This is a genomic window from Phycisphaerales bacterium (assembly GCA_020852515.1).
Taxonomy (GTDB): domain Bacteria; phylum Planctomycetota; class Phycisphaerae; order Phycisphaerales; family UBA5793; genus UBA5793.
In genome coordinates, this window is the sequence record JADZAS010000003.1 from 39,531 (window position 1) to 62,034 (window position 22,504).

A 22,504-nucleotide genomic window follows, 5' to 3' on the forward strand; every position below is an offset into this window, starting at 1 on the left:
TTCATCCTCAGCGAGGCTCCCCCATGAGCACCAAGATAACCGCAGACGCAGGACACACGCAACGCACTTTGACGCGCCGCGACGTGCTCGCCACGAGCGCATTGGCGGGCAGCGCGATGCTCCTCGCCGGGCGAGCCGGCGCACAGCCGCCACAGCCCGACCCCAACCAATCGGAGCCGGCCCCACCCCAGCCCGACAAAGACTTCAAGTCCAAGGAGGACAACCCGGCGCGCGAAAACGTGCCGCCCGGCCACGAGCACTTTCCGCCCGGCGAACCAGGGAAGGACTACACGCCGGTCGTCGTCCCCAACGGCTGGACACTCCCGTACAAGGTGGTGGACGGCGTCAAGGTCTTTCACCTCGTCGCGGAGGAGGTCGAGCACGAGTTCGCGCCCGGGCTTAAGGCGACGTGCTGGGGGTACAACGGAGGCGTCCACGGGCCGGTGATCGAGGTGGTCGAGGGCGACCGTGTTCGCATCTTTGTCACCAACAAGCTCACCGCTCCCACCACGATCCACTGGCACGGCGTGCTCCTGCCCAGCGGCATGGACGGCGTCGGAGGACTCTCGCAGAAGGCGATCCTGCCGGGCGAAACGTTCATGTACGAGTTCACGCTCGTGCAGCATGGCACGCTCATGTACCACAGCCACCACGATGAGATGACCCAGATGGGCCTGGGCCTGACCGGCATGTTTGTCATCCACCCGCGCAATCCCAAGGGCCCTCGCCCTGACCGGGACTTTGTCCTCTTACTGCACGAGTGGAAGATCGACGTCGGCGCCAAGCGGCCCGACCCGAACGAAATGACCGACTTCAACATCCTGACCTTCAACGCCAAGGCGTTCCCGGGCACGCAACCGCTGATCGCCAAGCGTGGGGACCGGATTCGCATTCGCATCGGCAATCTCAGCGCAATGAGCCACCATCCGATCCATCTGCATGGGTACTACTTCATGATCACCGAGACTGATGGCGGCACGATCCCCGATGCCGGACAGTGGCCCGAGACCACGGTGCTCCTTCCCGTCGGAAGCACCCGCACCGTCGAGTTCACGGCTGACAACCCGGGCGACTGGGCCATGCACTGTCACATGACCCATCACCTCATGAACCAGATGGGAGAGGGGCTGCCAAACATGATCGGGGTCGATACCCGTGGCTTGGACAAGCAGGTTCGCAACCTCCTCCCCGACTACATGGCGATGGGACAGACGGGCATGGGTGACATGGGCACCATGGGCATGAAGGTTCCCGACAACAGCATTCCGATGCTCGGCGCGATCGGTCCCAAGGACGAGATCACGATGGGCGGGATGTTCACGATCCTCAAGGTGCGAGAAACCCTCTCGAACTACGACGAGGATCCCGGCTGGTACGCCGATCCGCCGGGCACGCTCGCTTCGCTCGCTGCGGCCGAAGCACTCCGACAGAACAGCGTGGCGAACGACGGGAGCACTGCGCCCAGAGCGACTGCCGAGGCGATGCGGTCGTGGCCACAGGCAGATCCTGGACGGCTGCACACGCCGTCCGAGAGTCACCGCAATCATGGCAGTCACGATGGAGGTGGGCGATGAGAACAACACTTGTGATCGAAGGCATGCGCTGCGCCGGCTGCGCTGGCAACGTCGAAGGAGCTCTGCGGCACGTGAAAGGCGTTGAGGGTGTGCAGGTCAGCCTGGAAAACAAGCGCGCGATTGTCATGCACGCCAGCGCCGTTACGCCGGAATCGCTGGCCGCTACCGTCAACAACATCGGCTACAGGGCCAACATTGCGCCCGGCGGTCAGCAGGAGATACGCCGATGACGAAGCAACACGCGGACTCGCCACAGAGCAGCGCACATCGTCAGAACGACACTCACTACATCCGCCTGATGTTGATGGCCGCGAGGACGAGCATGATGGACCAAATGATGGGCGGCATGGGCGGAGGCGGAATGTACTGGCACCCACCCGGCACCGTAGCGAGCCCGGCGACGCAGCAGGAACTCGCTCGCGATGGAGTTGGTAATACAGGTTGACACCTCCTGAGGAGCACCTGAAGCATGGACGACGCAGCGACCCTTCGAGTCAGGCCTTCGACCGTCATTCGGTCGGCGGGGCACGCGCCGAAGCACCCGCCCCTCCGCAGGATCGCGGAGTGGTTCGGGCGGCGGACGCTGCGGACACAACTGCTCCTCGTGGTCAACCTGATTGTCGGCACGGGGTTGATCACGTTTCTCTGCCTCGATTACCGACAGGGCGTGCGCTCCGCCATTCATGCCAAGATTGCCTCGCTTTCGGATGAGGCGAGGGCGATTGCCGTAGCGATTGAACCGCTTGAGCAGGTTGGCCCAGGCGCAGTTCAGCGTCACATCGATGCCGTTTGCACCGCGATGGACCAAACAGAATCTCCCGGCCACTCGATCGAGGTGCGTCTCGGAGATCGTTTGCTGCTATCTCATCCGTCTTTGCATGGAGAATCCCACGATCCCGACGTTGCGGAAGGCGAGTCAAGAGTGGTCGGTCAGGCGTCCTTGAACGACGTGCAAGTGGCTGTTTCGGAGCGGACATCGGGGGCCGTTCGCAGGACGCAACGTGAGGCGGTGCTTCGAGCATCGATCATTGCCGCATCGGCCCTCGTCGGCGCCGGACTGATTAATCTGTTGCTCCTTCGTTTGGTCAACGCGCCGATTCGCGATCTGACGACATTCGTGCGCGGAGTTGGTCGCGGCGAATTCGGATTGTCCTTGAATACGGGCGGGAGCGCCGAACTGACCTACCTGGCAAACGAAGTCTCCGCCATGAGCCGCGAACTCGCCCGGCGCGAGAGAGACCGTCAGCGTCAACTCAGCCGCGCTCGACAACTTCAAAATCACCTCATGTCGGGCAAGAACGCCAATTGTCACCGTTGGTCCGCCACGGCATTCCAGCCGGCCGACGAAGTTGCGGGCGACTTTGCCGAGATCATGGATCTCGACGACGGCTCGGTGCTGATTTGCCTGGCGGATGTCTCCGGTCACGGCATTGCCGCCGCGATGGGCGCCGCCATGGTCAAGGCGCTACTGCTCTCACTCGACCTGTCAAGGCGGACGCCGGCGGACCTGCTGAACCAGATGAATGCCCGCTATCTCGACGCGAGTCTTCCCGATGACTTTGTCTCCATGATTGTCGTTCGCATCAGCGCGGCGAGGGATGCCGCCACCTATGCGAGCGCGGGTCACGAGACCTGCTACATTCGCCGACACGTTGGCCAGGTGATGGAACTGCGATCGACGGGAACTCTGTTGGGCATGTGTGACGATGCGGATTGTCAGGATGCCACGGTGCCCATGATGGCCGGCGACACCATCGTTCTGGTCTCCGATGGGGTGTCGGAAGCGATGAATGAGAACGGCGACCTTTACGGCCGGCCCAGGCTTGTCGAACTGATTGCCGCCTCTTCCTCGCACACGCCAGAACAATTGGTCACGCAGATCTGTGATGATGTGGAGCGCCACCGTCGATCTGCCCGCCGCGCAGATGATATGACCATCGTAGCGTTCACGATCGATTCTCAGAATTGAGGCGCACCCATGAGGCACTCTCTCGTTCATCTGCTCGGATGCCTTTTGCCCTTGCTCGTGATTTTCCTCTTGCCCCTTTTCGGACTCGGCGGGGGAGCCGCTTTGTTTCTTGTGATCGTGCTGATGTTTGCGTGCCACCTGTTCATGATGCGCGGGCACGCACATGGCGATGATGCTCAACCCACTTCGCAAGGAGGTCGCTCGCATGAAAGCCATTGACGTCAGGCGGGCAGGTTTCGCCCTGGGATCCGCGTGCGGCCTGTTCTACATCGGCTGCGTCTTTGTGATGCTCACATCGCCCCACGATGCCGTGGTCCGGTTCTTCAATAGCATCCTGCACGGCTGGAATGTCGAGCCCATCATGCGCTGGGACATGCCATGGTGGGAGGCGGCGATCGGCGTGGTCGAGATCACTATTCTCGGCTGGCTCTTCGGCGCGATGGTGGCGGCGCTCTACAACATCAGTGTGCGACTGTGGAGATGAACATGCACGAGCACGGTCGACACCAACCAGCCCGCAACGAGGATCAAGAGCGCTCGGAACGCCAGGGTGCCGCACACACTTCGCCTGCACGCCAGGAGGAGCACACCCATCCTGAGGCTGAGGGCGAGAGCGGGCACGATCACCGCAGCCACCACGCGCACATGGTGGCCGACTTCCGCCGGCGGTTCTGGATCTCCCTGGTCCTCACGGTCCCGGTCGTCGCCCTGGCCCCCATGATTCAGCGCTGGTTGGGGCTGGCGGAGATTCTGCGCTTCTCCGGCGATGCGTACCTCCAGTTCGCTCTGGGCTCGATTGTCTACTTCTATGGCGGCTGGCCGTTCCTTAAGGGTCTGTTCGTCGAGTTGCGCCATCGAATGCCCGGCATGATGACGCTGATTGCCCTGGCCATCTCGGTCGCGTACTTCTACTCGAGTGCCGTGGTGTTCGGGCTGAAAGGCGAGGTGTTCTTCTGGGAACTGGCAACGCTTATCGACATTATGCTGCTCGGTCACTGGATCGAGATGCGTTCAGTCATGGGCGCCTCGGCGGCGCTGGAGACGCTTGTCCGCCTGATGCCCTCTGAAGCGCACCTCGTGATGGAGGATGGCAACACGCGCGACGTAAAGGTCATTAGTCTCGCGCATGGAGACAGAACGCTCATCAAGCCCGGCGAGAAGATTCCCACGGACGGCGTAGTCGTCGAGGGTCGCTCGACTGTCAACGAGTCCATGCTGACCGGCGAGAGCACGCCGGTCGAGAAGGGTGAGGGCGATCAGGTCATCGGCGGAGCCATCAACGGCGAAGCCTCGCTCATCGTCGAAGTGCAAAAAACCGGCGATCAGACGTACCTCTCGCAGGTCGTCGAGATGGTCCGCCAGGCGCAGGAGTCCAAGTCCCGGACGCAGGACCTTGCAAACCGAGCCGCGTTGTGGCTGACGATCATCGCGATTTCCGTCGGTGCCGTCACGATGGTGACTTGGACGCTACTGGGCAAGCCCTTTGACTTTGCGCTGGAGAGGACTGTGACGGTCATGGTCATCGCATGTCCGCACGCGCTGGGGCTGGCCGTACCTCTCGTGGTGTCGGTATCCACGGCCATCGCGGCCCGCAACGGGCTGCTCATTCGCGACCGAAGCGCATTTGAACGGGCGCGTGACCTCAATGCCATCGTCTTTGACAAGACAGGCACACTCACCGAGGGACGCTTCGGCGTAACGGACGTCATTTCGGTCGGGCGCCGATCGACGGATGAACTGCTCACCCTTGCTGCGGGCCTCGAAAGTCAGTCCGAGCACCCGATCGGCGAAGGTGTCGTGCGGGGCGCGGAAGAGCGCGGCCTGAAGTACAGCGCACCTCAGGAGTTCAAGGCCATCGCCGGCAAAGGCGCAGAGGCGCTGGTTGACGGGACACGACTCAAGATCGTCAGTCCAGGCTACCTGAGGGAAAACAACCTCACTGTCAAAGATGATCGCATCGTCAAGGTCGCCGAGGAGGGCAAGACCGTCGTTTATTTGGTCATCGATGACAGCGTCGAGGGGGCCATCGCGCTAGCAGACATCATCCGGCCTGAGTCGCGCGAAGCCCTGAGTCGACTCAAGGAGATGGGAATCCAGGTCATGATGCTGACCGGCGATGCAAAGGCGGTCGCGAAGTGGGTATCAGGTGAACTTGGATTAGACGAGTATTTCGCCGAGGTTCTGCCGGATCAGAAGGCGTCAAAGATCAAAGAAATCCAATCGCGCGGCCTGGTGGTCGCAATGACCGGCGATGGGGTCAACGATGCGCCCGCGCTCACCCAGGCGGATGTCGGCATCGCGGTGGGTGCGGGAACAGATGTGGCCATCGAGTCGGCCGACATCGTGCTCGTTCGCTCTGACCCGCGTGATGTAACCGCCGTCGTCGAACTCGCACGAGCGACCTATCGCAAGATGGTCCAGAACCTCTGGTGGGCGACGGGCTACAACGCGTTTGCAATCCCGCTTGCCGCAGGCGTGCTCAGCGGAATGGGCATTGTGCTCTCCCCGGCTGTCGGAGCGGCACTGATGTCACTGTCGACCGTGGTTGTGGCTATCAATGCCCGTTTCCTTCGCGTGGAACGCTTGGATTGACTTTGGTTTGGAGGAGACGACCCGGACTCTGCATACGCACAGAAAGGAGTTCCAATGGATACCGCAGTTACATTCGTTCGAGCATCCCAGCGCATGAACGGTCATTGCCCCTCCGGGAGCACCGTATCGTCACGTGGAAAGCGCGAGGCAGTGCGCCAATTGGCGCGTCTATCTCGTTGCGTTCAGTTCGCACGCTCCCGCGCATCGCGACCCCTTCCACGTTGGGGATCTCAGGCGTATCTCCGCAGTCACTGGGATGGACTCCAGGCTTTGGAGTTCAGGGGTTCCGGTTTCGGATTCCTGATCATGTGTGAAAGGGCCGCGCGCGCAAAAACCACTCGCGCGCATGAAGCAATTCTCCATTCTACGAAAGGAACATTATCATGACACGTACACGGACTTCAAGAATTCTCGCCATCGTGGCCTCGTTGCTGGCCTCCACAGGGAGAATCTCGGGCACGCTGGCGCAATCGACGCCTTCGGCCGACGCCACACATTCGCAGCATGCTCAGCACGCTGACGCTGCGAAACCGGATGCGCCTCTGGTCGAGCCTTCCATGAAGGATTTGATTGATCAGCTCGCTGCACTGCGTGGCGAGATTGCCAAATTGCAGGCCGCACTGTCGCAGGGCCATGCTTCGTCGCAGGGGATGTCGCCGCCTCCCGCTCAAAATGAGATGCAGCGTCGTATGGGCAAGGGTCCGATGGGAGAGGCGCCGGCGCTGGCGACGGCTGGCGGTGTCGGCGGGATGTCAGGCAAATCCGGGCCGCCGGGGATGGCCGGCGGTGGCATGGGCAGGTCGGATATGGACATGAAGACGATGGGCAGTGGGACGTCCGGCGGCGCCTCTGGAGTGGGAGGCAGGATGGACCAGATGATGAAGATGATGGGCATGGGTGAGATGCCTATGGGCGGCGCTGGCAGTCCTGCGATCATGAACATGCCCTCGGCACTCCCCGGCTTCCCTGGCGCATCGCATATCTACCACATTGGCGCCACCGGCTTCTTCCTCGATCACACGGAGCATATCACACTGACGCTTGAGCAGCGGACTGCGCTTAACCAGCAGAAGGAGCAGACTCTGCTCCGTCAGGCCGAGTTGCAGCGGATGATCGAGCAGGCCGAGCAGGAACTTTGGCTGCTGACCGCCGCCGATCAGCCCGATGCCGTGGCGATTGAGCAGAAGGTGCAGGAGGTCGCGCGGAAGCAGGGCGAACAGCGGCTGGCGTTCATCCGTGCGGTGGGCGAGGCTGCGCGCCTGCTCACCGATGAACAGCGCCAGCAACTCACCGGGATGCTTCCGCCAGCGCCAACATCTTCGGTCCCGACCTCTCCGCGAGCGCCGGCCGCGACCCAGGGCGGCGGTATGGACGACATGTGAACCAAACCCAGTGCACTTCGAAAGACGGGAGACTCCCCATGACCAAGACTGTTCAATCAACCAAGATTCGGTCCCACACCTTCACCGTGGCCGCCCCTCGATCGAGGGAGGTTCTCATCGCCGGCTCGTTCAACGCCTGGAAGGGCCAGCCCATGAAGCGAAGTCGATCCGGTGAGTGGTCTGCGAGCATTGATCTGAAGCCGGGCCGCCACGAATTCAAGTTCATCATCGATGGCGAGTGGTGTTGTGAGTTCGGTTGCGATGGGCCGCACGAAGGCTGCCCCAAGTGCGTGCGCAACTCGTTTGGCACGATGAACCGCGTGCTCGAGATCCACTGAGGATTCACCCTGTGGACGAACAACGGCGGTTCCAACTTCGTCGCGTCATCCTCTGGACGGCGGCCATCGCTTTGCTGCACTTTCTGGTGGGCACACGGACGCACGCCCTGCATGGACTGCACATCCTGCTCGCCGGATTGTTTTTCATGCCCATCCTGGTCGGCGCGGTTACGTTCGGAACGCGCGGAGGTGTCCTGGCAGCACTGGCGGCTGGCGTGCTTTACCTCGCTCACCTCCTGTGGTCCTGGCGAGGGTCGGGACTCGGTAACGCGGACCAGTACGCCATGATCGGCGTGTACTTCATCGTCGGGATCGTCGCGGGCCGCCTAGTGAGTGTCGCCAACTTCCGCAAGTGGCAGCGCGACGAAGTCGTTCGGCGTGCGTATCGGGAGTCGTTGGGAGCCAAGGACAAATGATTCGACCGCACTTCTCATCGACGCTTGCGACGGTGATCGCCCTCACGTTCACGATCCTGCTGGGCGCTCAGGTCACTCAGGACGAGCACGCCAGCCATCATCCAGGTCAGGACAGCCCCACCGAGGTTGGCGTTCCGTCCGGTGGGGCGGGGGGGATGGAAGGCATGGCCGAGATGATGCAGGGGATGGGTGCTCCCCCGCCCAAGGAGCTCTACCCGACGCTCATGGAGCTTTCGGGCCTGCCGCCGGAGAAGCGGGCGGAAGTGAAAGCGGCAGCCCACGACCGCATGAAGAGTGGCACCGTGTTGATGGCCGAGGGACTTGATCGACTAGTGCGTGCTGCTCCGACGGACGATTACCAAGCGATGCAAGAGGCGGTCGCGCTGCTGCGCGAAGGGATGGCGCGATTCGACAGTGGCCTCGCCGCGCACCGCGCGCTCTCCGAGAATCAGGACGGACGAACCATCGCCATGAACTGGTTCAGGTCGCAGATGAACCTGCCCGGATCACCGGCGCCCGCGGAACAATGGTCCCTCCTCGGCCTCTCGGCGGCGCACCTCGCACTCATGGTGATTCTCATCGGCTTTGCGCTGGCAATGATCGCCATGTACTTCTTGAAGATGCGCCGCGCCTCGACGCTGCTGCGGCGTCTCACCGAGGCGCCGCGCGGTCCGTGGGGCGGCTCCCTCCGCGTGGCACGGATCTTCGCCGAAACGCCATCCATCAAGACCTTCCGCCTGCTCGAACCCGTCGGCGGCCCAATCCCGTTTACCTTCCTCCCCGGACAATTCCTGACCCTCACGGTCGCCCGAGACGGCAGGACCGTCAAGCGTTCGTACACGATCGCATCGTCGCCAGCGCAGCGCGATTACATCGAGATTACCGTGAAGCGTGAGGAACAGGGATTCGTCTCACGGTATCTCTGCGATGAAGTCCGCGAGGGGACGCTTCTCCAAGTGTCTGCGCCGCAGGGCTATTTAACGTTCACCGGCAAGGAAGCCGAGAGCATCGTGCTGATCGGCGCCGGCGTGGGGATCACGCCCCTGATGAGCGTGATTCGTTACCTCACCGATCGGGCGTGGCCCAAGGACATTTACCTGCTCTTCTCATGTCGTACGCCCGATCAGTTTGCCTTCGGCGCCGAACTTGAACACTTGCACCGCCGCCACGCGAACCTTCATGTCGTTGCCACAGTGACTGGGGCTGACGGAACTGAGTGGACCGGCTTGCGCGGCCGATTCACCAAAGAATTGATCTCACAGTCAGTACCGGACATTGCCAGCCGGCGCGTTCACCTTTGCGGCCCTGCGCCGATGATGGACGTCACGCGTGCGATGCTGCTCGAACTCGGGGTGGCTGCAGCGAGCATCATGTCCGAGGGCTTCGGTCCGCCACCGGGTCAAAGGCCGCACGAGCGCCAGATCGCGTTTGAGGCCGCCGTGGCGCAAGCGGATCCGGATGCCCCAGAAGTGCCAAGCGTGCTCTTCACAATCTCCGGCAAGACCGCGCAACTACCAGCAGACATGAGCGTCTTGGAAGCCGCCGAGCACGTCGGAGTTTCGATCGACTACTCCTGCCGCGTCGGCACCTGCGGGGCCTGCAAGGTCAAACTCCGCAAGGGCGCGGTCACAATGGCCGTCGAGGAAGGTCTGCCGCCCGCGGACAAAACCCGCGGCATCATCCTCGCATGTCAAGCCAAGGCGTTCGGTGGCGAAAGCTTGGAGGTGGAAGCCTGAACATGCAGGAGCGTGAGCGCGTCATCGTGAGTTGTCTGGTCGTCCTGCTGCTGGTGCTGGCGGCGGGTTTCGTGTTCCATCGCGATGAGCGATTCGCCGGAAGCCTGGCGGGCGGCATCCTCGGCATCTCGGCCGCGGCCTTGATGTTCGTGCCGCTGCTGTACCTGTTCATCAAGCGGATTCCGTTCCTGAAGCGAAGGATCGTGTCGCACGTCTCGATGCGTACGCTGCTGGCGATCCACATCTACGCGGGGATCGTCGGGCCGATCCTGGCCATCCTTCACAGCAGCCACAAGTTCAACAGCACGGTGGGGATCGCGCTGACGCTGATGATGCTCATCGTTGTCGTGAGCGGCTTCGTCGGCCGGTACCTCATGGGCCGCGTTTTGACTGACATCCGCGAGAAGCAAGTCACGCTCACAGCCCTCCAGAAACAGTATGACGCTCTGGCATCTGATCTCGTCGTGAATCCTGAGGCTGTCGTGCGCATCCGCCGAAGGTCGAGCGTCTTCGGACGCCTCGCGGCTCCGTTCTTTGTTTCATCGAGGGGCGGCGGACTATCCGGGGAGTCGCTCGACCCGGTCGCGAAGGCCGTGTCGCTGTCGGAGTCCATCGCCGACATGGAGTACGCGATCCGCACGCAGCAAGCAGCCAAGGACGCGTTCGGCAAGTGGCTCGCGTGCCACATCGTCATCGCGATAATCCTCTACACGCTTCTGGTGCTGCACATCTGGTCCGAGTGGTATTTCGGAATCCGGTGGCTCGTCCCGCAATGACACCGCTGCCGCTCATCTATGGTGTTGTAACGATCGGCGCTCTTGCCGCTGCGATCGGCATCCCCGCAGTCATGCACAAGCGAGGATCGACGGCCGTTTCGACATGGCAAGCGATGGTGAGTCCCGGCGATCTCTCTGCCAAGCACGCGTTTCTTGAAACGAACTGTGAAGCGTGTCACACCCCTCACCGTGGAGTAACCGCTGACAGGTGCATCGTCTGCCATGCGAGCAACGAGCTGTTGTTATCCCAGCAGACGACTGCCTTTCACGCGAATGTTACGGATTGTCGCGGATGTCACATCGAACATGGCGGAGCGGCGCACCGGCCGGTATTGATGGATCACATGGTGCTGGCGCGCATCGGCATGAGCCGCTCGAAGTTCAACCTTGCTTTTGGAGGAGTGAAGGTGTCGTCGCTCCCAGCTGGCCACCCGCGCATTCGGCCGGAGGAAACACTACTCGATTGCGCTGCGTGCCACTCAAACCAGGATCCTCACCGCATGTTGTTTGGAACAGATTGCGCCTCCTGCCACGGCACGAGCACGACGACGGCGTGGACGATCCCAGAGTTCCGCCATCCATCAGCGCTCTCGACCGACTGCGCCCAGTGCCACCAAGCGCCGCCAAGCCATTACATGATGCACTTCCAGATGGTCTCAATGACAGTCGCTGGTATTGCGCACGCGGACGTATCGCAGTGCTTTCTCTGTCACCAGATCAATTCGTGGAACGACATCAAGGGAGTCGGTTGGTACAAGCACCACTAGAGAAACACGATACCGGTGAATCCACATGAATGAATCCGTTCGCACACTTGTCATCGCTGTTGGCGTAGCATGGGCGGCGCTGTTTCTGTTGGCGTTGGCGCTGACGTATTTACCGCGCGCCGTATCGAAGGGTGGCGCCGGGATCTGGTGGGGCGCACGCGCGCCCTGGCTTGATGTCATCGTGGCGGCGCTGACATGGATTCCGTGGATCATCGCTGGAATTGCCGGCGGCTGGGCCGCCGTGGCTGGGACCATGCTTGGACAAGTCGTCGCGCTCTACTCATGGATTGCACTGCACGAACTCGTGCATCGTCGCGGTCGTGGGAGCGCAAGACTGGTGGGCTACATCAGTCGACATTACGGCCGTTGGCGGAACCATGCGGCGTTGATCGTCACGTTGATCGGGCTGCCAGTTCTCTGGCCGATTCGCCTGACCGAGATCATCGCATACCCTGCGTTGATCTGGCTGCTGGGATTTCCGCGTTACCGCCACGGCGATTGGGTGAACATCAGTCGTCAGAAGTTCGACGGCTTGATTGGCCATGATCTGATCTGGTGCCTGTACTGCGACTGGATGACCGGCGTATATGCCCTGGGCGGCGAAATGCTCCGCAATGTCGAATCGTTCTGGTGCCCGATACGCTTCTACGACGGCAAGAAGTGCGAGAAATTGCCACATCGACTTTCCCGATCTCGATCACGGCTGGGTGGCTGCGGATGGCTCAATGCAGGACGTCGAGGCGCTCATGCGGCAGAAGTATCCGCGAGGGCAGCAACCTGCCTGGTTTGGACACTCAGTTCGGTTGACCGTGAATGAAGGATCGAACGGGCCAGGCTTGCAACGAGGTGATGCATGAATGTCAACTCGATAACCGCCAGCGAACTGCTGGCTTTACGCAACGAACGCGCATCCGTGGACGTGATTGATGTGCGAACGCCAGTCGAGTGTCGTGAGGTCCATGCCGAAGGCGCGAGGTCGATGCCGCTTGACCGGCTCGATCCACAAACGGCCATGAGCGGCCGGAACGGTAGTGGCGCGGGCGAAGCCGACGGAAAATGGTGACGGTCGAGGGATGAAAACGTACGATGGCAAACCTTCGGTGGCGGCACGGTACGGAGCGCATCTATGAGAACGGCAAACGGTATCGTCATCGCGCGGCAACAAGTATCAGTTCCGCATCGTGAACGGCGACATATCGCGATGCCGGATGATGACGGGGATGACGGACAGGGAAGATGAATCGGCGGGCTCTCCCGTCAAAGAACATTAACAGGAACACGAATGACTGCTGAACGCCACAACACACCGCAGCACAATCTCCACGCCAACCAAGCTGGAAGCGGCGGAATGAGCACAACCGATGCCCACTCCAGCCTGCCTTGGCGGCGGTTGGGCCGGTTCTTTGCGGCCACCGTATTGGCGAGTGTCGTTTTGAACGACATCTGGGAAATGGCGCAGATGTCTGCCTTCGTCGAAACAGCGGGACATTCCTTGACCAGCACGCTCGGTCCTTGCACGCGTGCGGCGGTGGGAGATGTGGGAAATATCTTGGGCATTTACGCGGCGGGCGCGCTCGCCGCTGGTGATCTGGGCTGGGGCCTGCACGGCCGCTGGGACATTAACGCCACGGCGGCCCTTTGGGGGTTGGTTTATGCGGCGCTGGCCGCCGGACGATGGTCTTACACGGAGCGCATGCCCGGAGTACGCGGGCTTGGCGCTGTCCTGTGGCCGCTGCTGCGAATGACACTGCTGCCTCCGCTCGCTTTCTGGGTTTCCAGATGGTGGGCTGTGCGCGGCACAACGAAAGGAGATTTGCAATGAATCATTCAAACGGATGGATGAATGGCTGGATGGGCGGAGGGATGTGGATTTGGTGGACGATCGGCATTCTGGTGGTCGTCCTGCTGGTGGTCATCATTGCCAAAATGTCCAACAAGAAATCCTGAGTTCACAAGCTGCCTGCGAAGTGAACGTTTAACCATGAAAGCAAACCGATGTTGAGCACATTATCCACTGACAAGACCGAGGGTAACAACGGGACAGGAGAAAGCGGGACAGGTACCCGTCCCGTTTTCCGGTCTGTGTTCGCGTCGCTGGCGGCACGGCAGGGAGAGCATCTATGACAAAGGAAAAAGGTATCGTCATCGTGACGGGCTCCAACGGGAGGATCGGCGATGCCGTCATGCGGCGATTCGTCGGGCGCTTCAGCGATGTGGTCGGCTTCGACCGCAAGGCGCCTGGTCCGCCGCCGCCCGGATGCACGCACATCCCCGTCGAGATCACGTCGGACGAGAGCGTGCGAGAAGGGCTGCGCGCCGTCCGCGAGCATCACGGGACGCGCGTCGTCTCGGTGATCCACCTGGCCGCCTACTACGATTTCTTCGGTGAGCCGAGCACGAAATACGACGAGATCACGGTGCGCGGCACGGGGCGCCTGCTGCGCGGGCTGCGCGACGCCGGCTTGCGCGTCGAACAGTTCGTCTTCTCCAGCACGATGCTCGTGCATCGCCCGGCCGAGCCGGGACAGTTCATCAACGAAGACTGGCCGATCGAGCCGACGTGGGCGTACCCGGAATCGAAAGTCCGCACCGAGCAGCTCATCCACGCCGAGCGCGGCCAGGTGCCCGCCGTGCTGCTGCGCATCGCCGGCGTGTACGACGACCAGTGCCACTCGATCCCGCTGGCCCACCAGATGCAGCGCATCAGCGAGCGGCAGTTCACCAGCCGCATCTATTCCGGCAGCACGTCGCACGGCCAATCGTTCCTGCACATGGACGATCTGGTGGACGCCATCGCGCTCACGGTCGAGCGCCGCGCCGCACTGCCGCCGGAAGTGCCGATCCTGCTGGGCGAGCCCGAGCCGCTCAGTTACGACGAGCTCCAGCACACCTTCTCCCGCCTGATCCACGGCGAGGAGTGGGAGACGCTCCAGGTCCCCGGCGTGCTCGCGCCGCTGGCCAAGGCCGGCACGTGGGTGATGGGGAAACTCCCCGGCGCCAACCCGTTCATCAAGTCGTGGATGATCGACCGCGCCAACGACCACTACGCGCTGGACATCACCCGCGCCCGCAACCTGCTCGACTGGTCCCCGCGGCGGAGCCTGCGCGAGACGATTCCCAAGATGGTCGCCGCGCTCAAAACCGACCCAGACGGCTTTTATCGCGAGAACGATCTCACCGGAAAGTCTTGATGGCGCCGGTCCGCTCGCTCGCGACCAATCGGAGAACGCCAATGGAATCAAATCATGGCCAAGCCGCGCCGCGAGGACACGATACCCACGCGCCACAGGGTGAGATTCCGACCCATCATAGTGAGGTGGGCGGCGAGCACGATCACGCGACGATGATGCGCGACATGCTCGCCCAATGGGTCTGGCGGGACTTCGCCAACATCATCCTCGGGCTGTGGCTGCTCACCGCGCCATTCACCTTCGGCTATCGCAGCGCGGCGATGACCTGGAGCGACATCATCAGCGGCGCGATCATCGCCCTTCTGGGCGTGATGACGCTCTGGCCGCGCCTCGACCTGGCGCGGTGGGGCATCTGCTTCACGGGCCTCTGGCTGCTCTTCGCCCCGCTGGTCTTCTGGTCGCCTGATGCGGCCGGCTACGCAAACGACACGCTGATCGGCGCTCTGGTTATCGCTTTCTCCGTGCTCATTCCGATGATGCCGGGCAAGGCCCACCACAAGTTGATGACGACGCCGGGCCCGCAGATTCCGCCGGGGTGGAGCTACAACCCTTCGACGTGGCTTCAGCGCGGACCGATCATCGCGCTGGCGCTGGTGGGCTTCTTCATCTCGCGCTACCTCGCGGCCTATCAACTCGGCTACATCAATCATGCGTGGGATCCGTTCTTCGCTGGAGGAGAAGGCACACGAAAGGTGCTGGATTCGGAGGTCTCGAAGATGTTCCCCATCTCCGACGCGGGGCTGGGCGCGGCGGCGTACCTGATCGAAGCGCTTTCGGGGTTCATGGGCGGCCGAGACCGCTGGCGCACCATGCCCTGGATGGTGGCAATGTTCGGCGCGCTGGTCATTCCGCTTGGAATCGTCAGCATCGTGCTGATCATCCTCCAGCCGGTGGCCGTCGGCGCGTGGTGCATGCTCTGCCTGATTACGGCGGCGGCGATGCTGGTCATGATCTCGCCGGCCCTGGACGAGGTGATCGCAATGCTTCAGTTCCTCCTCGGCGCCCGCCGCGAAGGCAAGCCGTTGTGGCGGACGTTCTGGCTCGGCGGAACGCTCGACAGCGGCAACGCGACCGGCGGCGGTGCGATGAAGCCATCGGATCGTTCCCGGTCGGCGGCGAGCGAGGTCATCAGGGCAATGAACCTGGACAATGTCCCCTGGAACATGATCGCCAGCGCGGCGCTGGGCGTGTGGCTGATGTTCACCCCGAGCGTCCTGGGCGTGAGCGACGCCGCGGCGCACAGCCATCACGTCGTCGGCGCACTGATCGTTACCTGGTCGGTCATCGCCTTCGGCGAAGTCGCGCGCAGCGTGCGATTCCTGAACGTCGTGATGGCTTTGTGGGTGGCGGCGGCGCCGTGGTTCCTGTCCGGCGCCGGCGCCGGCGCGCGCTGGAACGCCATCATCGTCGGCGCCGCCCTGATCCTGCTCAGCCTCCGTCGCGGAGAAGTTCGGGAACGTTACGGGAGTTGGAACCGATACATGGTTTGATGACGCGCGACAGTAGCTCGTCAATTCATTAGAGGATTTGAATGACCAACATGACATGGCTCTCGGTCTTGCCCCCGCTTCTCACGATTGCGCTCGCGGTCTGGTTCAAGCGAATCATACCGTCGCTGCTCGCTGGCCTGCTGCTGGGTGGCTATCTGCTCGACCGGCGGATCACCGGCGGCTTTGAAACGGCTGTGGATCAGATTGTCAGCACACTCACGGATGAGGACAGCCTTCAGGTGCTCCTCTTCCTGTATTTGTTCAGCGGCTTGATGGGCATCATGAAGAAATCGGGCGGCATCCAAGCGTTTTCTACCCTCGCAGGAAACCACGTGGCGAGTAAGAAGGGCGTCTTCTATCTCCTGTGGGCGCTCATTCCGGTGACCTTCATCGATTGCGGCTTCCGGATCGTCGGAGCCGGGTCGATAACGCGGCCGCTCGCGGAGAAGAACGGGATCGCCAGCGCGCGACTTGCCTTTATGCTCAACAACACGGCAAGCCCTGTCGTCGAACTCATTCCAATTGCGACCACGTACGTGGGGTTCAACGTGGCGATCATCGCACTCGGTTTGAAGAGCGCAGGAGTCAGCGACCAGACGAGCGCCTACTCAATCTGGCTTAGAGCCATTCCGCTTGAGTTCTTCAGCCTTGTCGTCATCGCGATCACCTTTCTCTCGGTGTTCTACACATTCCGAAAAGAAGACAAAAGCCCCAAGGCATCGGCGGCTCACGCGGCGCCTGCCAAGACACCCATGGCGATGGATGCGACGCCGCCCGTGATCGAGCCGCGAATCGTTAATCTCGTCTTGCCGATGCTGACGGTCATTGGACTGAGCATCTTCTTCTTTTGGTTCTTCACGAACGCCGAGCCGAACAGGGCGATGCTCGTCGCGCTCTTCATCTCGATCTTCGTGACGGCTGTCTTCTATGCGTTTCAGAACTACGCCATCAAGGAGATGGTCTCCGACGTTATCTCTGGTGGCAACGAGATCATGCCGACCCTGGTGATCCTGGCCGTCGCCTGGCCTTTGGCCGCCGTTTCACAGGAGCTCGGGATGAACCTGTTCATTCAAGAGCTTGTGGGGAGTTCCCTGCCTGTCTGGAGCATGGCGGTGACGATCTTCATTCTCTCGGCTTCCGTCACCTACTTCATTGGCTCAGGATGGGGGGCCGCGTCGCTCATCATGCCCTTTGCGATTCCCCTGGCGGTGTCTGTCGATGCCAGTGTTCCCCTCTGCGTTGCCGCCGTCATCACCGGAGGCACGTTTGGCGACGTCACTTCACCTGTCGCGGGGATGACGAACATGTCGTCGAACATTGCCCACGCGGACCACGCCGAGTACTTGCGCTACGCGGCCCCGTATAACTTCGCGGCCGCTGGAATCGCAGCCATTCTGTACTTGGTGGCTGGGGTCATGGCGTGAATCAAGCTCGTGGGCTTGGCACCGCCCACCTCCCCCAACGCCCGGAATGGCCCCCGAAAGCGCTACAACCTCCGACATCGCAGCCGACCGAGCCGACCTATCAGCAGCACCAGCCGAAGTGAGGGCATCGCGATGCTCGTGATCTGGATTCACGCAGCCAGAGGGGGGCGGTTCGGACACGAGGCAAAGGCGAATTGCCCGGTAGTATCCGTCAAGTTGCGCACATTTGGGAAGGGGCTCTCCGTGAACGAGGTTGTTCCCCCGCTGCTGAGGCGGAGAGGGAGACGGGGCAATGCGATTTCACGGGACGTGCCGTCTGCACCGGCAACGGCGCTCTTCGTGTGTGTCGGCGAGGTCCAGCACCGTCGCGTCGGCGAAGCGGTGTGGGGGGATGGGCGGGCCGGAGGTGGCGGTGGGTTCGCGTGGGCTGGCTACCGTGGGGAGCGGCGGCGGAGTCGAGATGGCCGTTGATGTTGATGGTGCCTGTGGCTCATCACCTCCGCCGTTCAACGAGGTCGGGCACTCCTCCTGGCAGGTCTCGTGCAAGTGGAGCGTTACTGTCCCGCCGGTGGCGAAGATTCGTTGGACCAGGCCGCCGGGGCAGGGGCAGTTGCATGAGCCGAGGGCGTTGGTGAAGGTCAGGGGGAAGGCGCTGTAGGATGAGAGGTTGCGGGCATCGAAGGCGCTGGTGCCGAGGAAGAGCAGGCCCGTCGCCTCACCGCCCGCGCCGGCGCCCAGCCAGATTGCAAGGATGAAGCGCAGGTTGGCATGGTCGTACGCCAGGTTGATGAGCAGCGTCCCGGTGTTGTAAAAGTTGAAGTTGCCGGTGCAGTTGAAGACGCCGATGTCGGTGTAGCGCGCGATCTGGAGGCCGGTGACGGTGTCGGTCGGCAGGGCGCAACTCTGCCACACGCGGCAGCGGCTCGCGTGATTGCAGAGATTCTCCGGCGAGGGGATGAGCACATCATTCAGGTCGGTCGAGGCGCAGGCGAGTTTCTTGCCGGTGCGGGAGATGTTGGCGTTCGTGCCCAGGCCGACGGCCTTGTGCGGACTGCCGCACTGGATGCAGGTGTTCTGGCACGGCGTGATGTTCAGGTCGGCCGTGAAGCCGATGTAGCGCACCGGGAACTCGCCGCACGCGGGCAGGTGGACGGTGTCCTGTCCGCAAATGATCTCCTCGCAGCAGTCGCACAGGTCGCAGCAGCAGTTGAGTGAGTACGCCAGGTTGCCGCTGGGCGCGAGGAGGAGATTGCCTGATGGTCCAAGCACCAGCGCCATCATGGACACTCATCGAGGTTGAGATCGGAAGTGACGGAGGAAGCGCCGCTCGACGAGACGCCGACGAGTACGCCGCAGGCGTTGCGATCGAAGGTGACGGTCGCGCGGGTCAGCGTGAGGCGGAGTTTCTTGGGCGTGCCGGCGACGATGGAGAGCGAGCCGCCTGTGACCACGGTGGCGACCACTTGGCTGGCGGTGTCCAGATCGAAGGCCGGGCACCCATCTTCGTCGAATTCGAGACAGTCGCCCAGGCAACTGACGCCCGCGATGGAGGGCAGGCGCACGACCGCTGCGATCCCCAGCGAAACGCTCGGCTCACGCCAGAGGATGTGAGCCGCGCCGCTGTGCGCCGTCTGGAGACGTGTCGTCGATCCGGGAACCACATCGACGTAGTTGTGATTGGCGTCGTTGACGTTGATCGTAACGGGCACGACGCCGCCGACCGCGGCGCGGACGATGGCGCCGGCGGCCGCCGTCTCCAGCAGGACGGCGAACCGGCCCGCGTGGCCGGATGTCGGTGTGACGCCGATGAAGGCGATGCGTTCGATTTCCATCGCGCTGCCGGGGGCGACGATCGGCGCGTCGAGGCCGAGGATGCCGAATCGCGACACGGTCGATCCGCTGTCGTTGCGCACCAAGATGATGTCACTGTCGCGCCGCAGGCGCTGGGGCTCGCGGGTTTCCTCATGCTGGCGGCGGCGATGATCGATCGCCGCATCGACGAAGGCGTTGTAGGCCCCTGCGGGGATGCGCAGCGGGTCGCCGGTCTTCACTTTGCGCAGGGAGTCGCCGCTCATGGTCAGATCCCCAATGCCGTGAAGTCGCCGCTCTCGTAGACACGCTCGACGTAGGCCGCGACCGGGCGCTTCACAATCGCGCCGGCGCCGGCGTCCTCCGCCTCGGCGTAGCGCACCCAAAGGTACTCCCAGCCCTTCTTGTCGATGCCGGTAATGTCGCCGATGCTCAGGCCGGTTCGATTAGGGCGCGAGGCGAAGCGGAAGGTCAGTTCCCAGTCGCCCTGGCCGCGTTTGGAGCCGCTCACGCCGAGGAAGAGGCACTCGCCCGCGTTGAAGCCCTTGAATGGGGCGTCGTTTACACGGCCGGTGAGGGCGAAGAGCGTACCTTTATATGTGGGCGTCACCAGACTGTCGTCGAGGTAGTGCGTCTCGGTGAACTGGTAGACGGGCACGACGATGTCCACGCCCTCGACGCTGTCGGCCGTGACGCCGATGGCGCCTTTGAAGTCCGGCGCGGTCTTGCCGGGCGGGGCGTGGGAACTGATCGTCGCGTGGGACTGGGTGATGTGCTCATTGCCGCCGCCGGTCTCGAACGTAAAGGTGCTCTCGCCAGTGTCGGGTGGGTCGGTCGAGGAATCGACCTGGTAGGTGACGGTGCCGTCGTAGAGATCGGGCCCGGCCTCCTCGACGCGCACCTGATAGAGCGGCAGGCCGCCGTGGAACGACGGAGCCTCGGCTTCGAGCGCGGTAAGGGCTTCGAGATCATCGCTCGTGCCGCGCACCCAGTACAGGCGCTCGGTGGATGGGCTCCGGCCGCTGGTGGAGGTTCTGCTGATCCCGCGTTCCTGAACTTCCGTGCTCATCCGAAGGCGAGCCCCTTGCTGGACGCCTCGACGAGGCGCTTGGTGTGTCGTGCGGTCTGCTCGGTGGCACGCGCGGTGCGTTCGGCAGAGTCATCGCCCGCGGCGAGGCCGCGCACGGCCGAGGCGTCGAAAGTGCCGCGCACACTGACGCGACTGGCGAGCGCATCGAGTTGATCGCCGAGGTCGGCCAGACGCTGGAGGGAGAGTGATGCCGGATCCTGCCCATCTGCCAGCGTTTCCTCACGACGCTCGCGTGCGGCCGCGAGCGCTGCCTCGAGTTCCTCTTTCGTGCGGGCTAGCGCTTCCTCGGCCTGGCGGACACGCTCGGTGGTCTGCTCGTCGAGATCGGCCAGCGCCTCGGCTCGCTGGGCATCGACGGCATTGAGCGCCGACTCCTTCTCCTGCTCACGCTCGGCATCGGTGCGATTGCGGCGGCGCTCGGCTTCGTCGATCGCATCCTTGCGCTGCGATTCGATGCCGCCGAGATCGGCGTCGAGTTCCTGGCGATTGAGTGCCTTGGCGGCCTCGACATCAAGCGACTCATCGAGCAGACCCATCACCTCGGTGAAACGGTCAGCGAGCCAGTTCGTCACCCGGGCCCAGATGCGCTGCACGCCCGCGGCGAGATTCGCCCAGCCCTTGGCGAGGCCGGCGGTGAAGTCGGGGAAGTTGCGTTCGAACCAGTCGCGGACCTCGATCCATGCCTTGCGGACCCCGGAGAAGGCGATGATGGCCGCTCGCTGGAAGCCGGCGCTGAAGCCGATCCATGCCTGGCGCAGGGGTGCAATGCCCTGTTCCCATGCGACACGCAGACCCGCCCACAGCACGCGCGCGGCAAGTGCGATGTCGCCGCCGGCGATGGCGTCGCGAATGCCGCCGATGACGGTGCCGACGAAGGTGCCGAGTTGGTCGAAGCGGCCGCGCAGCCAGTCGAGCGCTGCGCCACCCGCGCCGGACCATGCAACCACAGTGCCGCCGAGCAACGCGGCGGCGGTGATGAGCAGCCCAATCGGCGAGAGGATCGCGGCGAGGACCACACCCACCTTGGCGATGACCGCGGCCGCGAGGCCCAGTGCGCCGGCCAGGCCACCGACGGCGATAGCCAGAAGTGTGAATGCCAGTCCAGTCGCGATGAGAATCCCGCCCACACCGCCCACGGCCACGCCGACCCTGGCCACCCACACAACAGTGTCGCGGTTCGCCTTGATCCACTCGTTTGCGGCGATGATGATGCGGGTGATGCGATTGCTCATATCGATGATCGTCGGCGCCAGGGCCGAGCCGATGACGAAGGCTCCGACACGCACGGTGCGCCAGAGGATGTTCAGCGTGTCGGTAAGGAGCGCCGCGCTGGAGGCGTCCTTGGTCGAGATCGTCAGACCGAGGCTGCCAGACTGGGTGCGAAGTTGGCGGATGTTGCCCAGGAGTGGCAGAAGTTTGGTGCCGGACTTTCCGAGAACCTGCATCGCCAGCGCGGCGCGCTTCGACGGGTCTTCGACACTGGCAATCGCATCGGCGATCGTCTGGAACTGCTCTTCGGGCGAGAGTGCCGCGAGGTGTTCGACATTGAGGCCGAGGTCGGCGAAGGCGTCGGTCGCGGTCGAGAGGCCGCGTTGGGCATCGTTGATTGTGCGTTGCATCACGCGGATGCCGTTCTCAAGTGTCTCGATGTCGGCACCGGACTGCTCGGCGGCGAATCCGAGTTGGCTCAGCGCTTCGACACTCACGCCGGTCCGGGCGGCCATTTTGTCGAGTTGATCGCCGGCGGAGGCGAATATCTTCGTCGCCCCGGCGAGTGGCGCGAGTATCGCGGCCGACGCGGCGACGGCGCGCAGGCCCAGTTGGCGCACACCAGCGCCGAAGGCCTTGAGGCGCTGCTGGGCGCGCTTGAGGGCGCGGAGCAGGCGCGAATCGTCGCCGCCGATCTCGACGAAGGCCTTTCCGGCGCGGATGCCCTGGGTGTTGGCCATC

The 22,504-nt window shown here is 63.0% G+C and carries 21 protein-coding genes; 17 read left to right on the forward strand and 4 right to left on the reverse strand.

The genetic code is table 11. From position 1 onward, the window contains the following. Positions 1-23: 23 nt before the first annotated feature. The 17 genes from IT430_01775 (at position 24) to IT430_01855 (ending at position 17,655) form a co-directional block, all read left to right on the forward strand. Positions 24-1,574 (forward strand): multicopper oxidase domain-containing protein, encoded by a 1,551-nt coding sequence (locus tag IT430_01775; protein MCC6906645.1) that lies wholly within the window; start codon positions 24-26, stop codon positions 1,572-1,574. Then, a complete protein-coding gene (locus IT430_01780) occupies positions 1,571-1,804 on the forward strand; it encodes a heavy-metal-associated domain-containing protein (protein ID MCC6906646.1) in 234 nt (77 codons plus the stop codon). The genes IT430_01775 and IT430_01780 overlap by 4 nt, the downstream gene beginning before the upstream one ends. Positions 1,805-2,043: 239 nt before the next feature. After that, positions 2,044-3,543, forward strand: a complete 1,500-nt coding sequence (locus IT430_01785; GenBank protein ID MCC6906647.1) for a serine/threonine-protein phosphatase — start codon at positions 2,044-2,046, stop codon at positions 3,541-3,543. A 205-nt stretch (positions 3,544-3,748) separates the two neighbouring features. Beyond that, a complete protein-coding gene (locus IT430_01790; protein MCC6906648.1) occupies positions 3,749-4,027 on the forward strand; it encodes a hypothetical protein in 279 nt (92 codons plus the stop codon). Between the two features lie 2 nt (positions 4,028-4,029). Then, positions 4,030-6,135: a copper-translocating P-type ATPase gene (locus IT430_01795; protein MCC6906649.1), complete on the forward strand. Its 2,106-nt coding sequence runs from the start codon at positions 4,030-4,032 to the stop codon at positions 6,133-6,135. A 383-nt stretch (positions 6,136-6,518) separates the two neighbouring features. Next, positions 6,519-7,517, forward strand: coding sequence for a periplasmic heavy metal sensor (locus IT430_01800; protein MCC6906650.1), 999 nt, complete (start codon positions 6,519-6,521; stop codon positions 7,515-7,517). A 38-nt stretch (positions 7,518-7,555) separates the two neighbouring features. Further along, positions 7,556-7,855 (forward strand): glycogen-binding domain-containing protein, encoded by a 300-nt coding sequence (locus tag IT430_01805; protein ID MCC6906651.1) that lies wholly within the window; start codon positions 7,556-7,558, stop codon positions 7,853-7,855. 11 nt (positions 7,856-7,866) lie between these two features. Beyond that, positions 7,867-8,271 (forward strand): hypothetical protein, encoded by a 405-nt coding sequence (locus tag IT430_01810; GenBank protein ID MCC6906652.1) that lies wholly within the window; start codon positions 7,867-7,869, stop codon positions 8,269-8,271. Then, on the forward strand, positions 8,268-10,007 hold the full coding sequence (locus IT430_01815; protein MCC6906653.1) for a 2Fe-2S iron-sulfur cluster binding domain-containing protein: 1,740 nt from the start codon (positions 8,268-8,270) through the stop codon (positions 10,005-10,007). Before IT430_01810 ends, IT430_01815 begins: the two co-directional genes overlap by 4 nt. A gap of 2 nt (positions 10,008-10,009) precedes the next feature. Continuing rightward, positions 10,010-10,783 carry a hypothetical protein gene (locus IT430_01820; GenBank protein ID MCC6906654.1) on the forward strand — a complete coding sequence of 258 codons (774 nt, stop codon included), beginning with the start codon at positions 10,010-10,012 and terminating at the stop codon, positions 10,781-10,783. Beyond that, a complete protein-coding gene (locus IT430_01825) occupies positions 10,780-11,550 on the forward strand; it encodes a hypothetical protein (protein MCC6906655.1) in 771 nt (256 codons plus the stop codon). The genes IT430_01820 and IT430_01825 overlap by 4 nt, the downstream gene beginning before the upstream one ends. 25 nt (positions 11,551-11,575) lie before the next feature. Continuing rightward, a complete protein-coding gene (locus IT430_01830) occupies positions 11,576-12,367 on the forward strand; it encodes a hypothetical protein (GenBank protein MCC6906656.1) in 792 nt (263 codons plus the stop codon). Between the two features lie 36 nt (positions 12,368-12,403). Next, the gene (locus tag IT430_01835) at positions 12,404-12,613 is read left to right on the forward strand and encodes a rhodanese-like domain-containing protein (GenBank protein ID MCC6906657.1); all 210 of its coding nucleotides are present in this window, start codon (positions 12,404-12,406) and stop codon (positions 12,611-12,613) included. 219 nt (positions 12,614-12,832) lie between these two features. After that, positions 12,833-13,372 (forward strand): hypothetical protein, encoded by a 540-nt coding sequence (locus IT430_01840; GenBank protein ID MCC6906658.1) that lies wholly within the window; start codon positions 12,833-12,835, stop codon positions 13,370-13,372. 298 nt (positions 13,373-13,670) lie between these two features. Beyond that, on the forward strand, positions 13,671-14,741 hold the full coding sequence (locus IT430_01845) for an NAD(P)-dependent oxidoreductase (protein ID MCC6906659.1): 1,071 nt from the start codon (positions 13,671-13,673) through the stop codon (positions 14,739-14,741). A 41-nt stretch (positions 14,742-14,782) separates the two neighbouring features. Next, positions 14,783-16,231, forward strand: coding sequence for an SPW repeat protein (locus IT430_01850; GenBank protein ID MCC6906660.1), 1,449 nt, complete (start codon positions 14,783-14,785; stop codon positions 16,229-16,231). Positions 16,232-16,272: 41 nt separating this feature from the next. Then, a complete protein-coding gene (locus tag IT430_01855) occupies positions 16,273-17,655 on the forward strand; it encodes a hypothetical protein (GenBank protein ID MCC6906661.1) in 1,383 nt (460 codons plus the stop codon). Between the two features lie 300 nt (positions 17,656-17,955). Here IT430_01855 and IT430_01860 read toward each other — a convergent pair whose 3' ends face one another. The 4 genes from IT430_01860 to IT430_01875 are packed head-to-tail and all read right to left on the reverse strand — an operon-like array spanning position 17,956 to position 22,503. Continuing rightward, the gene (locus IT430_01860; protein ID MCC6906662.1) at positions 17,956-18,936 is read right to left on the reverse strand and encodes a hypothetical protein; all 981 of its coding nucleotides are present in this window, start codon (positions 18,934-18,936) and stop codon (positions 17,956-17,958) included. Continuing rightward, the gene (locus IT430_01865) at positions 18,933-19,730 is read right to left on the reverse strand and encodes a hypothetical protein (protein ID MCC6906663.1); all 798 of its coding nucleotides are present in this window, start codon (positions 19,728-19,730) and stop codon (positions 18,933-18,935) included. Before IT430_01865 ends, IT430_01860 begins: the two co-directional genes overlap by 4 nt. 2 nt (positions 19,731-19,732) lie before the next feature. After that, entirely contained in the window at positions 19,733-20,533 is an 801-nt protein-coding gene (locus IT430_01870; GenBank protein MCC6906664.1) for a hypothetical protein, read from the reverse strand. Then, entirely contained in the window at positions 20,530-22,503 is a 1,974-nt protein-coding gene (locus IT430_01875; protein ID MCC6906665.1) for a hypothetical protein, read from the reverse strand. The genes IT430_01870 and IT430_01875 overlap by 4 nt, the downstream gene beginning before the upstream one ends. Between the last annotated feature and the right edge of the window lies 1 nt (position 22,504).

What these genes read in the sequence shown, in the direction of transcription:
- IT430_01775 (MCC6906645.1), top strand. Translation starts at nt 24, where the DNA reads ATGAGCACCAAGATAACCGCAGACGCAGGACACACGCAACGCACTTTG.
- IT430_01780 (MCC6906646.1), top strand. Translation starts at nt 1,571, where the DNA reads ATGAGAACAACACTTGTGATCGAAGGCATGCGCTGCGCCGGCTGCGCT.
- IT430_01785 (MCC6906647.1), top strand. Translation starts at nt 2,044, where the DNA reads ATGGACGACGCAGCGACCCTTCGAGTCAGGCCTTCGACCGTCATTCGG.
- IT430_01790 (MCC6906648.1), top strand. Translation starts at nt 3,749, where the DNA reads ATGAAAGCCATTGACGTCAGGCGGGCAGGTTTCGCCCTGGGATCCGCG.
- IT430_01795 (MCC6906649.1), top strand. Translation starts at nt 4,030, where the DNA reads ATGCACGAGCACGGTCGACACCAACCAGCCCGCAACGAGGATCAAGAG.
- IT430_01800 (MCC6906650.1), top strand. Translation starts at nt 6,519, where the DNA reads ATGACACGTACACGGACTTCAAGAATTCTCGCCATCGTGGCCTCGTTG.
- IT430_01805 (MCC6906651.1), top strand. Translation starts at nt 7,556, where the DNA reads ATGACCAAGACTGTTCAATCAACCAAGATTCGGTCCCACACCTTCACC.
- IT430_01815 (MCC6906653.1), top strand. Translation starts at nt 8,268, where the DNA reads ATGATTCGACCGCACTTCTCATCGACGCTTGCGACGGTGATCGCCCTC.
- IT430_01820 (MCC6906654.1), top strand. Translation starts at nt 10,010, where the DNA reads ATGCAGGAGCGTGAGCGCGTCATCGTGAGTTGTCTGGTCGTCCTGCTG.
- IT430_01825 (MCC6906655.1), top strand. Translation starts at nt 10,780, where the DNA reads ATGACACCGCTGCCGCTCATCTATGGTGTTGTAACGATCGGCGCTCTT.
- IT430_01830 (MCC6906656.1), top strand. Translation starts at nt 11,576, where the DNA reads ATGAATGAATCCGTTCGCACACTTGTCATCGCTGTTGGCGTAGCATGG.
- IT430_01835 (MCC6906657.1), top strand. Translation starts at nt 12,404, where the DNA reads ATGAATGTCAACTCGATAACCGCCAGCGAACTGCTGGCTTTACGCAAC.
- IT430_01840 (MCC6906658.1), top strand. Translation starts at nt 12,833, where the DNA reads ATGACTGCTGAACGCCACAACACACCGCAGCACAATCTCCACGCCAAC.
- IT430_01845 (MCC6906659.1), top strand. Translation starts at nt 13,671, where the DNA reads ATGACAAAGGAAAAAGGTATCGTCATCGTGACGGGCTCCAACGGGAGG.
- IT430_01850 (MCC6906660.1), top strand. Translation starts at nt 14,783, where the DNA reads ATGGAATCAAATCATGGCCAAGCCGCGCCGCGAGGACACGATACCCAC.
- IT430_01855 (MCC6906661.1), top strand. Translation starts at nt 16,273, where the DNA reads ATGACCAACATGACATGGCTCTCGGTCTTGCCCCCGCTTCTCACGATT.
- IT430_01860 (MCC6906662.1), bottom strand. Translation starts at nt 18,936, where the DNA reads ATGATGGCGCTGGTGCTTGGACCATCAGGCAATCTCCTCCTCGCGCCC.
- IT430_01865 (MCC6906663.1), bottom strand. Translation starts at nt 19,730, where the DNA reads ATGAGCGGCGACTCCCTGCGCAAAGTGAAGACCGGCGACCCGCTGCGC.
- IT430_01870 (MCC6906664.1), bottom strand. Translation starts at nt 20,533, where the DNA reads ATGAGCACGGAAGTTCAGGAACGCGGGATCAGCAGAACCTCCACCAGC.
- IT430_01875 (MCC6906665.1), bottom strand. Translation starts at nt 22,503, where the DNA reads ATGGCCAACACCCAGGGCATCCGCGCCGGAAAGGCCTTCGTCGAGATC.